This window comes from Prolixibacteraceae bacterium, from assembly GCA_019720755.1.
Taxonomy (GTDB): Bacteria; Bacteroidota; Bacteroidia; order Bacteroidales; family Prolixibacteraceae; genus Halosquirtibacter; species Halosquirtibacter laminarini.
Genome location: CP081303.1, coordinates 63,102 through 77,761, shown reverse-complemented (window position 1 = coordinate 77,761; position 14,660 = coordinate 63,102). Strand labels below are relative to the sequence as shown.

Sequence of the window (14,660 nt, the reverse complement as noted above, 5' to 3'; positions counted from 1 at the left end):
CTCAGGTCTATATGGATTTTTTTAGTATTAATTGATTTATATAACCATTTCCTCCTAACGACTGTCCTCGAAGAAACCATGGTATAACCCCCATGCAAACCCCTGCCACAGTTATGAACAATGAGCGCCATTTCTTTCTTAATAAATATAAGATAGCAACCCCTCCAAGAAGAGCGACACCTTGCGTTCGAATATAGAAAGAGAAGATCAAGGAACCTATTGATAGAAACAAATACCTATTAAATTCATTCTTCTTTTTATCACTTTTCAATACAAAAAGAAGAGTTAAAAGAGAGAAAAATAGAAATGACATTTCACTCATCATTATAAAACTAAATTTTAGTATCTGGGTATTTAGCATCGTTAAGGTTGCGCAAAATATAGAAAACAGTTTATTGGATGTGAACTGACGAACAATTAGGTAGATCAATATTAAGGACCCATAAAGCCACAATCCATTACACACTTTTATCCAAATAACACTTTTAGAAAAGAACATCTCTAATGCAATCAAAAAAGAGTATCCAGGAGGAAAATGATTTGCCAAGGGGTGACCAGGCATATGAATGTTACGATATTCCCAATTATTATGTAATGACTGTCCTAAGATGTAATAAAAAGCATTATCACCTCCCAAAAAAAGTTTATTGTCAAATATAAAAAGGTAAACGAGAGATAATATAATTGTCAATGCAAGAAGAAAGAGGAGAGACTTTCGATCTCTCAACAAATTTACTTTTATAAATTTCATATCTTAAATAATTTGAAACCTAAGATACATCAGGGCTTTTCCATAAAAACTAAAAAAGTCATCAAAAAGTGTTTTATTTGAATAACGACAAACATATAAAACCTTTAAGATGACTAAAAAAACGAAGTTAAGGAATACTATGAATATTTGAAAGAAAATTTAGTAGATCCTAGAGATACACGAGGGAAGAAGCATGATTTAGAGTTTGTCCTTGTAGGTATCACTCTATCAATTATTACTGGAAATACCTTGCTGTCTGAGATTTCTCGTTTTCTAGAGAATTATCATTCTATATTACGCAAGATCGTTGGACTGCCAAAATGTAAACCTATATCATATAGTCAATTACGTCGTATAATATCCTTTTTAGCTTCAACTAATTATCAAGAGGTTCAATCAAGCTATTTTGGATGGCAGAACACAAAAGATGATGATGACTGGATTTCTTTAGATGGCAAAGAGCTACGAGGAACAATAGCTAAGAGTCTAGGGCAAAAACGAGGTCTAAATATTGTATACGGCATAAGTCAAAAGGATAAAATATCTACAGCCGCAACATTTTATGAAGGAGCTAAAGAAAGTGAAATAACGACGGTAAGAGAGCTCTTAAATGATCTATCTTTGGCATCTTCGAACTTAACATTTGATGCGCTTCATACACAGTTTGAGACTCTTGAGAAATGTGAAAGTGCCAAAGGAATCTACATTGCACAAGTAAAGAATAACCAAAAGAATTTGAATGTAGAATTACGGAATCATGAACAGTCAAGTGTTGAGTTTATGAGCCTTTCAATTGATAATAAAGGACATGGAAGAAAAGAAACAAGAACTTACTCTTTTTATGACATCAGAAAGGTTACACTTGATGAAAAGTGGGTTCATTGTGGAATCAAGAGTTTAATTAAAGTCGATAGAGATCGCCTAATAGTAAACTCGAATAAAAGATCGATAGAAACCTCATATTATATTAGTAACCGAGATTGTAATGAAATACATCCACATAAATATGCGAAAGCTATTAAGGGACACTGGACGATAGAAATGAGTAATTATATAAGAGATGTTCTATTCTCTGAAGATAATATACGATGCTCCAATAGAAATCAAGCAAAAGGAATGGCAATATTAATTACAACGGTAGTTAATTTAATACAACGAAATAAACCTAAAAACATTAAGGCTCAGAGAGAAAAGTTCTTATCTGATATTAGAAAGATGGCTTCTCTTTTTGTCATTTAACATTTTTATGAAAATGCCCTGTAAGATACATAATTATACGAATGTATAAAAAACATAAAAGTAAGAAAGCCAAAATACTCAAAGAAAGAGCAAGGATCGGCATTAATTTTATTTTTAATGGGGTATGAAAGCTCTGTGTCTTACCCCATTAAACATTTATCTAATATTATTAGATTCGATATACTTTGCCGCTTCCTCTAGATCAGCATACCATGCTTCCCCATACTTTCTTACAAGAGGATCTTTTAATAATTGCCATACAGCCACATTTTTTTCTTTTCCATTTTGAACAGCACATTGGCAAATATCGAGCTCTTGGTAATTTACTGCATCAAACTCCTCATATTCCTGAATACGAATTGGAAATAGGTGACAACTTACAGGTTTTCTAAAATCAATCTTTTTTTCAAACCACAACTTCTCAATTGCACATTTTGTACATCCTTTGTCATCAACGTAAGTATAAACACATTCTCCATCACCGACGATAGGTGTTACCAAATCACCATCTGAATCTATTATAGAGTATCCTTGTTTTACTACTTCTGCCTTATTTGTTTCATTTAGCTCCTTCTCTATCAAAGAATAGTTCTGTTCAATGATCTCAGCTTCTTCAGAAGTTAAAGGTGCACCAGAATCTCCAGAAACACAACATTCTCCTTTACACTTTAAAAGATCACACAAAAATCTTTTCTGAAAAACATCGAAACTAACAATTGTATTACCTACTTCAACCACAACAATAAATATATAATATGTGAGAAATGATTTAAAACTAAAAAAGCTTCACAATTTATGTGAAGCTTTTCTCTAGTGGTGCCACCTGGAATCGAACCAGGGACACAAGGATTTTCAGTCCTTTGCTCTACCAACTGAGCTATGGCACCCTACCAAACGAAGCAAATGCTTCTAAATATTTCTTTAAAAAAGTGGTGCCACCTGGAATCGAACCAGGGACACAAGGATTTTCAGTCCTTTGCTCTACCAACTGAGCTATGGCACCTTCTTCATAAAGACATTGCGAATGTAGAACAAAAATTCCAAAACTCAAAAAAACAAACTCAAAAAAACAACCATCCAATGGATCACAATTCGCCAACAAACATGGAATCAAAAAGATAGATTTAGCAAAAAAAATCAGCATGGAGTATTGATTGATACAGGTAGATGCTCTTCCAGATCAATAAACTTATTAAAATGTCTATTACTTTTCTCCACATGTATTCTTCCAATCAGATAAGAGACAATAAAATCTTGTTTAGATTCGATCCATTCATTTTGAAATGGAAATATCGATATCGCACCATTATTGAAATTATATTTCATAAACAGATGTTTCTCCAAAGTTGCAATATCATTCAATAATTCGTCAAAATAAGTCTTATTTACGTGATCTTTTTCCGTTAATGCAAAGAAATAATAATTAGATTCATTCTCTTCTATAAACGAAAGAATATAGCCATACTCTTTTTGAGATTTCATAACACGAGTATAGACAAAAGAGTTATAGTTTGATATCTTAGGCTCTTCTAACAAAACAACATCCTCATTACCTCCGTCTTGTATAACATAAAACAGGGATGTGGTTGCGATATCTGTAATACGATAACGAAGATTATCATAGAGAGAATTGACTAGTAAAGTATCCACACAAGTACCATTATTTATATTTAACGAGATAAAACACAATATTTCACCTGTCAAGGGATTTGTTATAATCATTCTACATAAGTCATCCAATACTCGATAATTATTATCATAAAGGAGATAAACCAATACTTCATATTTTATATCATTACAGCCTTTAATCATAAAAAGGATGTAACTACAATTTCTAATATTTCGATCTTCTCTATAAATTATATTAGACGACAACTCATCAAGTCTTAATAAGTTAGACACCAAACTATAATCATCGGAATACGATGCCAATGATTTATAAGGAAGATTAAAGAAAAGTTTTTTATCAAGAAAGGAGGGCTTGATATCAATATAACCCAAAGAATATAAATAAAGAAAGACACTTTTTATTACATCTGTAGTCTCAATATCTTGTAGATAATTGGTTAAACGATTATGATTTTCATGAACAAATTCCATCCAATGCAAACTCTGCCCATAAATAAATGTCTTAAAAAAAAGACTAGGAAATTCTTTGTCTTGAAAAATTACTAAGGACTCCTGATCATTGGTTGAGAATGTGCATAGTAAAACTAAATTAGAACTATAATTAAATTCAAGAAAAAGATCATCATCATTAAATTCATGAAAGTAAAAAATCTGTTCCTGAAGCCTTCTTGCAAAGCTAAAAGAGGAGTAGGAAGATGGTAAAATAGGTTTTATATAACTCATATGGAATTTCAATATTAAATCATATAATAGATACAATCCTAAAATCTATTTGTTTAATTTAACAGTGAAAGAAAATTAGGACACCAATGATATGGTCACGTGACTTTCGACATAAAGCAGATAATATTTTTCTATTACAAAAGATGTTGCATCTCATTATAGAATTCACGCTCTGAAATATAATGTATTAGACGAGTTTGTTATTTTAATCTCAAGATCGCCAAAACGTAGCTTTTCTTTTACAATATTTGGACGTAAATCGATACTTACAAAATCTTACCTCTAAACTCCTTTTGGGAGCCCAGTTTAGAATACTATTTATACTTGTATCTTAAGTGTTTATACAACAATTCTCCTTCTTTTTTATCCTTCCATATATGGAGATAAATTGACTCATGAGACACACAACTTATTCCTGCATTTTCGCTTCTCCCTTTTATCTGCTCTGGACTATAACCTACCTTTAAATAAAATAGGATATAATCCTTCATAAAAACATTCATTATGACATGCTTACGTTTCTATAAAGAGCGTATGGAGGATGCAAGTAATTTTCAATTTATTCTTGTTGGTAATATAAAAAAGGAGGTGGCAAAAAAGATGGTTTGTCGATATTTGGCAACATGTCACTCGAATTATAAGAAGGAGTATTTTGTAGATCATCATATCAGGTTCCCTGACCATAATATTGAAAAGGTTGTCCCTCTGAAGATCGAAACCCCTAGAGAGAGTCATGTGGTTTGTTATCATTATGACATAAAGAACAAGCCAATCAATGATCTCTATATGCAGGTGATTCAATCTAGATGAACGTTTACAGAGAAAGTAAGTGAAGAAGCGGGAGAAACCTATGGTATCAATATCTCTGTTGGTAAAAGTTATATGACCGATGAATCGACCTCTCTAGTATTACATTTTGATTGTAAACCAGAGAGATCAAAAGAGTTGTATGCCATAGTTGAGTCTCAGATGAGGATGTTCGCAGAGAATAGTATTTCTGATATGGAATTTGATAAAGCGACAAAGAGTATGACGAAAAAAATGGAAGAATACATCACTCACAGTTCATATTATATCAGACTGATACAGTGTTATTTGCTAAAAGGTAAGGATCTGACCAAAAAGAAAAATCGTGACGATCATTTGGTGACCTAATTGAAAAAAAGAGAGGTGAGCATTTTGCCAAAAAGTTCTTTCATGATGCTTCTCGTGTTCATGTGGAGTTTGTTCCGAAGCGATAGTAATTTTTAGAAAGATTATGGTACAAAGAAGAGAATGAAGTCGATGGTGATATCTAATTGAGGTTTATTGCATAGGGCTACCTCTATTTGATTTGTAAAAAAGTTTAATACAAAAAGTTTTTGAAAAACATCAATCGACATTTGCTACATAGTAGTACGGAGCAGACAAATTCATTATCCCTTAAGAATCAATATATAATAAAGTAAAATAGATTGGAAAATTAGCTAAAATGAATATTAATGATTAATTTAGTATAAAACGCTGATTATTATGAATATTTTTCCCTTTATAACTTTACATAAGAATCGTCCATCGGACTCTTGCCCAATAATGCCTTATTATAATATTTTGGATGGTTGTCATTCTTCAACTTGCTTTCCTTTGTCTTCATTAAATGAAATGGCAGATCGGAGGGTGTATGATCTGTTTTTTTATTGGTACTACAATAGATCATTTACCATTAGGGAAGTTCTCTACAGTATTCATCTTGTCATTGTTCAAACATGTACTCATATAATGACAAGTTCGATTGATACTTTTATGCAACAATGTGACTCATTACGGTTTCCTAGCAATCATGAAAAGTTGTATAGAAAAATGTTTTAAAAGGAAGAGTTTATATCTCATACTCCCCTTTATTAACAAGCCGTTTAAGGTATTTTGCCCTATTGGATGAATTTTTTCACTTTCCAAAGATTCGTTATTATGATTCTAGAGACATTAAGAGTGATTCAATATAAGTTGAATAGTTTCCTTAAGCAATCTTTTGCATTGACAGAAGATCTTGTAGTGCTTTCTAATATCTCGACTTTCGATGGAGGGATGCAAGAGGAGGAAAAGAATAAAATAATTCTGACTCTTGTGAATATCGAAGAAGAATCTTTTGCTAAAAAGCCCGTAATGACTACGGAAGTCAAGTCGTCTCCTGTCTTTCTAAATTTAGATATTATGATCTCTGCTTCGTTTGAGAATAAGAATTATAATGATGCACTCACTTTGATCTCTTATGTGATCACTTTCTTTCAATGTAATTCGGTGTTTGATTATCATAATATCCCGAAAAAACTATATCATAAGAATATTGACAAAATAATAGTTGGGATATCAAATTTGTCTTTTAGTGAGTTGGTGAATTTATGGGGGATGTTAGGAAGCAAATATATTCCTTCTGTATTATATAAAGTACGCATGGTCAAAATAGATGGTAATCAAATGGTTGCAGAAATTCCAGAGATCACTTCACTAAAACCCAATACAATAAAGAAACAATGAGGTTAAAAACACTTTGTCAGATTGACATTTTTCATCATTTTTTTGAGAAGCATGATTCTGTTAAAATTGATATTATGCCGACAGCTTACACCCAAGAGTTGGCTAGAAGATCTGGACTCTATTTTAAACAGATATTGAATGGAATAGCTGTGTTTTATGATTGTATAGAGGAGAAGACCTTGTTGTGTAACTTATGGGATGAAACCTTATATTCTCTCAAATTTATTCTCAAGTGTGAAGATCGTTTCTTTATGAATTATACCGATGTGGAAAAGGCAATTGTTCGTAAGTATGTGTCTATGCCAAATCATAAAGATGGATTTATTCTTCCAATATTTTATTTTGAAACACCTAGCCGTGCTCAGGAGTATAAATTGACGTATCAAGAGATGGTTAACTCACATTTTGTCGTAGGAGTGTCTATCAAGAAAGAGATCTTAGAAGCTAATGTAAACGAAAAAAAATATACTATAGAATTTGAATCTCGATCAACCATATGGGAATATAATATCATGACAGATCAGGAGTATTCAAATTTGATTATAAAAGAAGAAAATGACAAAATTAAATTCTCAAAAACTATAAAGAGTGATCATGGGTTTATCATTAAAAGTGAGCAACCCATCCTACTAAAACAGTACCATGATTACACCTTCACATTATTAGATGATGAACAGGAGGTGTTGATTCAAAACCTAGAAATGCCTAACAACCGAATGTTATCGAGAGATGAAGTGCCTGAAAATTACAAGTCACAAATATTCATTTATGTTTAACTTTTTAAAATGAAACCTATGGTACAGATGAATACCCCGGGAGTATATGTTGTCGAAAAGAGTGCATTCCCGAACTCTGTTGTAGCAGTTGAAACAGCAGTTCCTGTTTTTATTGGGTATACTGAGAAAGCCCGAAATGGTGGAAAATCACTTACCAATCTGCCATTTAAAGTAAATTCTATGGCAGAATTTATTGAGTATTTTGGTTCGGCTCCTATTGCTAAATTTGATATTAAGTCAAAGGATATAGGTCCAAAGGAGAAGAAGCCGGCAGAGGAAAAAAAAGATGGTGGTGATGATCCTGTAACACCAAACAATGAAGAAGGTAAGATATCATTAGACATTACAGATTACTCTATTACTCGGTCTAGTACCCCTTATGTATTGTATTATAGTATGTTGTTGTTCTACCAAAATGGCGGTGGTCCTTGTTATATTCTTTCTGTTGGAGATTACAATTCCGATCCATCTGCTGATCATTTTATTGCTGGTATCGATCTTTTATTAAAAGAGCAGGAACCAACAATGATCGTGATGCCAGAATTGGTGATGTTGACAAGTGAGAAAGATGTCTATAAAGTACAACAGCATGCTTTAATGCACTGTGGAGATAAAGTAAAGAGTCGTGTGGCTATTCTAGATGTCTTCAATGGATATCTTGGTAGAGATGATGCTTCTGGTGATGTGATTGAAAATTTCCGTACGGGTGTTGGAATTAATAATTTAGATTGGGGGGCTGCTTACTATCCATGGATTAATACATCTTTAGTTAGTGAAAATAGTCTCTCTTTTATAAATATTAATGATGAAAGTAGGGAGGTCTTGGTTAATATTTTAAATAGAGAACTGCTTGCTCCTATCGAGAGCAATATCCAGACAATAGGCACCTTGGAGTCTCCTACAACACAGGATGTTACACAAAAGCAAAAGCTGCAAAATGTGCAAAATCAATATAAAAAACTTCTTGATGCGGTAAAAGAACTTCATCCTCATATCGATGCTCAGTTTGATGCGATCAATAAGACATTGATAAAAATGAGCCCGATATTTAATACTATTTTAAAGGAGATTAATGAGAAGATTAATTTGCTGCCTCCTTCGGGTGCTATGGCTGGTATTTTCTCAATGGTTGATCATGGGAGAGGTGTTTGGAAAGCTCCAGCAAATGTGAGTCTTAATTCTGTAGTATCTCCTGCGGTAAACTTGACACATTATGATCAGGAAGATCTTAATGTGCCTTTGAGTGGAAAAGCTATTAATGCCATACGTTCTTTTGTTGGTGAAGGAACACTTGTTTGGGGAGCACGTACGATGGATGGGAATAGCCTAGATTGGAGGTATATAAATGTTCGTCGTACGATGATAATGATTGAACAATCTATCAAGACGGCTGCCAAAGCATATGTTTTTGAACCAAATGTTGCCAATACTTGGGTAACAATGAAAGGGATGATTCGTAATTTTCTTACTGGTATATGGAAACAAGGTGGATTGGCAGGTTCTTCGCCAGAAGAAGCTTTTAGTGTGAGTATTGGTTTGGGAGAAACGATGACTCCTAACGATATCTTGGAAGGTATTATGCGTGTGACTGTTTTGGTTGCTGTGACTCGTCCAGCAGAATTTATAGAAATAACATTTACACAACAGACACAAAAATCATAGGTATTCCATGATATCTTTTTTCTAGCTATTGCAAATGAACATATTGGTGTAACAAGTCAAAGTGCAAGAAAGAGATCCTTATGCATGGTTCTATATCTTTTTCTTGTGAGTTCTTTGGGATGTGACATCTCATAAATAGCTCGATTTGTGTAATTTATTTTTTATTCATAACAAATTTTTAAATATACTATTATGGCAGATGATGGAGCAGCACAATCAACTAGTGTATGGCCTTTGCCTAAGTTTCACTTTCAGGTAAAATGGGATTCGGAAGTTATGTCATTTCAAGAGGTTTCTGGCTTAGATATTGAATCACAACCTATTGAGTATCGTAGTGGAGATAGCCCTGTCTTTTCGACGGTTAAGATGCCTGGCATACAGAAGAGTGGAAATGTGACGATGAAAAAAGGTGTTTTCAAAGGAGACAATAAGTTTTGGGATTGGTATAATCAAATTAAAATGAATACGGTAAAGCGTATCCCTGTTACGATCAGCCTTTTAGACGAATCTGGGGCCCCTACGATGGTGTGGACTCTTGCAAATGCATGGCCAACAAAAATCTCGGCAACAGATTTAAAGTCGGATGGCAACGAAGTGGCTATTGAGACTATTGAGATTGTACATGAGGGGATTACTATAGCTAACAGCTAGTCTTCTTCTTTGGTCGGTGGGAGATTTGATATGTTTTTCCACCGACTGAAAGAAGAGATTTTTAATTGTATTGTTCTTATAGCGTAAAAAGATTGATATGGAAAGACAGCCAGTTGCATTTTATTTTAAAGTGGTGGTCAGTGGAACTAAGTCGGATGAAGATTGTAGTTTCCAAGAGGTGTCAGGAATACGTAGTGAGATAGATGTCGAAGAGGTACATGAAGGAGGTGAGAATGGTTTTGTGCATGCTTTGCCTAAAGGGATGACACACTCTAACCTTATTCTAAAAAGATGTATTACTGCCAAGGATGGTGGTTTGGCAGCTTGGTGTAGTGCGACTTTCAAAAATGATGGATTGAAGATTACAACCAAGAGTGTGGATGTACATCTGATGGATGAGAATAAAAATCCTTTAAGATCTTGGAATTTCACCAATGTTTATCCTGTGAAATGGGAGGTAGATTCATTTAACTCTACTAAAAATGAACTAGCAATAGAGGTGATAGAGTTGAGGTATAACACTTGTGAAAGGACCAAATAGATGATTTTTAGGAACTAAATAAAGTGGAGTTTGTTTTTAGTTTATAGTATATAATGTTTATATGATTGGCTTATGAAAACTCAAACGGATTATAAAGAAGTATTTCATCATGCTGCAAATAAAAATATTGCAACACAACGCAAAGGGGCATATATAGAAGACAAGCGTCCTCAAGCCATGATGCAGTGTAAGTTGCAATCAGAACTTTTGTTTCAGCGTAACAATACAGGGTTGCCCAATAATTTAAAGTCAGGAATCGAACAGATGTCTGGATATTCTTTGGATAATGTTTCTGTGCATTATAACTCTTCTAAGCCTGCCCAATTGCAGGCGCATGCTTATACAAATGGTTCTGATATTCATGTAGCTAGTGGACAAGAGAAATATCTTCCACATGAAGCGTGGCATGTGGTGCAGCAGAAGCAGGGACGGGTACGCCCAACATTTCAAATGAATAACCAAGTTCAAATTAATGATGATCCTAGTTTAGAACATGAGGCGGATGTGATGGGTGCCAAAGCACTACAGATGAAATCTGAGACAAATAATATTATCCATAATAATAATGAAAGGCTACATATAAGAAATGTTTCGAGTTCAATATCACAGTGTAATGGTTTAAATTTTACAGTGGGCCGTAATGTGATGACAGCTGCGCTATTGGATCCTTCTGCAATATTTAATTCAATTAGTTTTTGGAAAAAAAAAATAAATGAACATTCTTTAAAGAAGCTGGATTTAAATGATTTATATAATATGCTTCTTGAATTACTTAAACGAATTAATGATGATATAAAATCTTTACAAGGTGGAGGTAAACATAAAGAAAAGATAAAAGAATTGACTAAATATAAAAAAAACGTACTAATTGAAAAAAATATTATCGATAGATATTTAAATTCTAATCCTAATCCCCTTGTACCAAGAGAACGAAAATTTTTTAATGAGTTTTTTAAAAAGAGGGCGAAACGTAGACGTGATAAATTAGAGAAACGTTATTTTAGACCAATTGTTCCACAAAATGAAACGGAAGCGAAAAATAGTATTAGAAGCTTTTTGATTAACTTCTCCCAATCAGTTTAATTCGCGGGATTTATTTTAACTAATGCTTAAATAGAAATACTTATAGTGAAGATATATTAACTATTATAGAATTGATGAAGTTAATAGGAAAAATAACAATTGAACTTTTGAGAAATATTTATCCTGTTTAATTTAAAAATATTGTTGATTTTGATTTCTATAATTAGAAGAGAAGTAAAGACTCTCAAAATGTTTTTTTCATTAAGAAATATTTTTAGTGTTTAAATCAGTAACTTATATTTCTTAATTTTTGATATGTTTTTATTCGACATTTACACTATAATCTTTGAAAACTAATACTAATTGACCTAATTCTGGAACAGACATATAAACCATTTAAAAAAAAGTAGATATGCCGATAGAGGTAAAGGAGATCATTGTAAAGGCTAATATTGGAAAGACGTCTTCTTCTTCAACCCCGCCACTGAGACAAGAGGAGGACGATAAGTGGGCTAAAGAGTTGAAAGAGGAGATCCTCGGAGAGTGTTTGGAACAGATCCAAAAGTATCTAAAACGTTTGCATGAAAGATAGATCATTGAAGAGTGAAATTCGAACTATTCTTTTCTTGTAGGATATATAAAGAGTGTATTGTTGATGTCAAAAATCTATTTACAAATAACCAAGTGTGTTGTTGCTGATAATGGCAGTATTTCTACTACAGGAGAGCCTTTTCAGGTGATGATGAATCCTGATACTATCTCTTGTAGCCGTGAAATTTCGTATCCACAACAGCAGGTCGTAGGGCAAAGCCAACCAACAAAAAAGTTTTGTCGGGTATCAGAAAACAATTTTAGTTTTAAGATTGTCCTCGATGCAACAGGTGTGGTTCCTGGTACATATGATAGTGTTGCAGATCAGATAAGAAAGCTGACAACTCTTATTGCCGAGTATCAGGGCGATAAACATTCTCCCAATGTTGTAAGAGTGGCTTGGGGAGAGAGTTTTAAATGTAATGCTGTGGCAACAAAATATGATGTTAGCTTTACTCTTTTTGCTCCAGATGGAACTCCGTTGAGAGCTGTTGTAGATCTTAGTTTTTCTAAATATATCACAGCGAAACAAGCGTCGACGGAGGCTGGTAGGAGTTCGCCAGATATGACTCACTATATTGAAGTGAAGGCAGGGGAGACATTGCCGATGCTTTGTGAACGCATCTATGGATCGTCTCAATTTTATCTTGATATCGCAAAGATAAATCATCTTACAACATTTAGAAATATCAAGGCAGGAACGAAACTTCTCTTTCCTCCTTTAGTATAGAAATAATATGGCTGATTCTCCATACTTAAATAGCAGTGGCAATATAAAATATATCGTTTATAGCGAGGGCAAAGCGATTCACTCTTCCTGCCCTTTGACGAGCCTGTTTGTGTGTAATCGTATAAATTATATTCCTTATGCCACCCTCGTGTTTTGTGATGGGGATGTGAGTCGTGGCCAATTTGAACTGTTGGACTCTAGTATATTCAATCCAGGGAAGAAAGTGAAGGTGGAGGTGGGATATGGAAATACTATCCATTCCGTATTCGAAGGAGTTGTAGTTAAGTGTGCTTTAAAAGTTCGTTTAAATGGTTCACAGTTGATTGTGGAGTGTAAGGATGAGGCGGTAAAGCTTACAATAGGACGACGCAGTGTGAATTTTGTTGATAGTAGTGATGCAGAGACCATAAAAAAAATGATTTCAAATGTGGGACTTTCGGCTGATGTGGATATTACTACAACAAAGCATGAGCAGCTTATTCAGTATAATGTGACTGATTGGGATTTTATCTTATCACGTGCTGAAGTCAATGGATTACAGGTGATTGTTCATGATGGACATGTAATAGTAAAAAAACCAGAAACCAATGGAGATGTCGTTCTCACTATAGAGTATGGGAAAGATATTATCGATTTGGATGCTGAGGTGGACAGCCAGTATCAGATTAAGTCTGTTTCTGCTATGGCTTGGAATAGTTCTGAACAAAAGATGATTGAGCAGAAAGGAACTGCTCCATCACTCAATAAGGTAGGGGATTTCACTAAGGAAAGTCTATCAAAAATTGCTGCTCCCTCAGAGCTTATCTTACAGAGTGGAGCAGAATTGGATGATAAAGAGTTGAAAGCGTGGGCAGATGCCCAACTATTGAAATCAGGAATGTCGATGATAACAGGAAGTGTTACTTTTCATGGAAATACCAGCGTGCTGCCTGGAACATTGATCGAATTAAAAAAAGTAGGGAAACATTTTGAAGGAAAAGTTTATGTCACAGGTGTAACACATGAGATAATGTGTGGAAAATGGATTACTGTCGTAAATTTCGGTTTGCCACCGCAGTGGTTTGTTGAAAGAGAACATGCACAGTTTGTTTCTGCTTCGGGTTTATTGCCCTCAATAGGTGGCTTACAAATTGGTAAGGTAATGACGCTAGAAGGAGATCCAAAGCAAGAGTTTCGTGTTCAGGTTAAAATACCAAATATTCATGATGAAAGTGAAGGGGTTTGGGCACGTTTGGCAAATTTTTATGCTACCTCTGGGAAAGGGCTATTTTTTATTCCTGAGGTGAACGACGAGGTGGTGCTTGGATTTTTGAATGATGATCCTAGACACCCAGTGGTTTTAGGAGTGTTGTATAGTGGAAAACATCCTATGCCAGAAGTATTGAAATCGGAAAACAGTATAAAAATGATCCAAACAAGAGAAGATTTGAAATTAGAATTTGATGATGAAAATAAAAAAATTACTCTTACAACCGTGGGGCAAAATAAGGTGGTATTGAATGACAAAGAGAAGTCTATCCTACTTCATGATCAAAATGGGAATAAAATTACTCTTAGTGACAAAGGGATCGTATTTGATAGCCCCAAGGATGTAAAAGTAATAAGTAAAGGATCGATTATACTAGATGCCATGAAAGAGGTTTGTATGACTTCTAAAAAAGATATTCATATCGATGGTCTGAATGTGAATGCGAGTGCTAAGATCAAATTTGTTGCTGCTGCAAAAGCCAATGCAGAACTTTCTGCTAATGGACAAACGATGATTAAAGGGGCTGTTGTAATGATTAATTGATTGTATTTACATCGCTGCATTGTATTTCAGATAGAAGT

The 14,660-nt window shown here is 34.0% G+C and carries 15 protein-coding genes and 2 tRNA genes; 12 read left to right on the top strand and 5 right to left on the bottom strand.

What is annotated here, in order from left to right; translation table 11 throughout:
- Positions 1-7: 7 nt before the first annotated feature.
- A complete protein-coding gene (locus tag K4L44_00345; GenBank protein ID QZE14387.1) occupies positions 8-751 on the bottom strand; it encodes a hypothetical protein in 744 nt (247 codons plus the stop codon).
- 147 nt (positions 752-898) lie between these two features.
- Between K4L44_00345 and K4L44_00340 the strand changes: the two genes are divergently transcribed.
- Positions 899-1,990, top strand: coding sequence for an ISAs1 family transposase (locus K4L44_00340; protein QZE14386.1), 1,092 nt, complete (start codon positions 899-901; stop codon positions 1,988-1,990).
- A 156-nt stretch (positions 1,991-2,146) separates the two neighbouring features.
- On the opposite strand, the gene K4L44_00335 is transcribed toward K4L44_00340, so the two are convergent.
- The 4 genes from K4L44_00335 to K4L44_00320 form a co-directional block, all read right to left on the bottom strand.
- Complete coding sequence (locus K4L44_00335) at positions 2,147-2,728, bottom strand: DUF3109 family protein (GenBank protein QZE14385.1); 582 nt, start codon at positions 2,726-2,728, stop codon at positions 2,147-2,149.
- A gap of 76 nt (positions 2,729-2,804) precedes the next feature.
- Positions 2,805-2,877, bottom strand: a tRNA-Phe gene (locus tag K4L44_00330).
- Between the two features lie 43 nt (positions 2,878-2,920).
- A tRNA-Phe gene (locus tag K4L44_00325) sits at positions 2,921-2,993 on the bottom strand.
- A gap of 134 nt (positions 2,994-3,127) precedes the next feature.
- Positions 3,128-4,342, bottom strand: a complete 1,215-nt coding sequence (locus K4L44_00320) for a hypothetical protein (protein ID QZE14384.1) — start codon at positions 4,340-4,342, stop codon at positions 3,128-3,130.
- Positions 4,343-4,846: 504 nt separating this feature from the next.
- On the opposite strand from K4L44_00320, the gene K4L44_00315 reads away from it, so the two are divergent.
- The 11 genes from K4L44_00315 (at position 4,847) to vgrG (ending at position 14,622) form a co-directional block, all read left to right on the top strand.
- A complete protein-coding gene (locus K4L44_00315) occupies positions 4,847-5,152 on the top strand; it encodes a hypothetical protein (protein QZE14383.1) in 306 nt (101 codons plus the stop codon).
- A gap of 72 nt (positions 5,153-5,224) precedes the next feature.
- Positions 5,225-5,497 (top strand): hypothetical protein, encoded by a 273-nt coding sequence (locus tag K4L44_00310; GenBank protein QZE14382.1) that lies wholly within the window; start codon positions 5,225-5,227, stop codon positions 5,495-5,497.
- A 792-nt stretch (positions 5,498-6,289) separates the two neighbouring features.
- Positions 6,290-6,856, top strand: coding sequence for a DUF4255 domain-containing protein (locus K4L44_00305; protein QZE14381.1), 567 nt, complete (start codon positions 6,290-6,292; stop codon positions 6,854-6,856).
- A gap of 74 nt (positions 6,857-6,930) precedes the next feature.
- Positions 6,931-7,632 (top strand): hypothetical protein, encoded by a 702-nt coding sequence (locus K4L44_00300; protein QZE14380.1) that lies wholly within the window; start codon positions 6,931-6,933, stop codon positions 7,630-7,632.
- Between the two features lie 9 nt (positions 7,633-7,641).
- Positions 7,642-9,294, top strand: a complete 1,653-nt coding sequence (locus tag K4L44_00295; protein ID QZE14379.1) for a hypothetical protein — start codon at positions 7,642-7,644, stop codon at positions 9,292-9,294.
- Positions 9,295-9,486: 192 nt separating this feature from the next.
- Positions 9,487-9,945: a phage tail protein gene (locus K4L44_00290; GenBank protein ID QZE14378.1), complete on the top strand. Its 459-nt coding sequence runs from the start codon at positions 9,487-9,489 to the stop codon at positions 9,943-9,945.
- 97 nt (positions 9,946-10,042) lie between these two features.
- Entirely contained in the window at positions 10,043-10,486 is a 444-nt protein-coding gene (locus K4L44_00285) for a phage tail protein (GenBank protein ID QZE14377.1), read from the top strand.
- 72 nt (positions 10,487-10,558) lie between these two features.
- On the top strand, positions 10,559-11,569 hold the full coding sequence (locus K4L44_00280; GenBank protein ID QZE14376.1) for a DUF4157 domain-containing protein: 1,011 nt from the start codon (positions 10,559-10,561) through the stop codon (positions 11,567-11,569).
- A 352-nt stretch (positions 11,570-11,921) separates the two neighbouring features.
- A complete protein-coding gene (locus tag K4L44_00275) occupies positions 11,922-12,101 on the top strand; it encodes a hypothetical protein (protein ID QZE14375.1) in 180 nt (59 codons plus the stop codon).
- Between the two features lie 63 nt (positions 12,102-12,164).
- On the top strand, positions 12,165-12,830 hold the full coding sequence (locus K4L44_00270; GenBank protein QZE14374.1) for a hypothetical protein: 666 nt from the start codon (positions 12,165-12,167) through the stop codon (positions 12,828-12,830).
- 7 nt (positions 12,831-12,837) lie between these two features.
- On the top strand, positions 12,838-14,622 hold the full coding sequence (gene vgrG / locus K4L44_00265; protein QZE14373.1) for a type VI secretion system tip protein VgrG: 1,785 nt from the start codon (positions 12,838-12,840) through the stop codon (positions 14,620-14,622).
- The last annotated feature ends 38 nt before the right edge of the window (positions 14,623-14,660 follow it).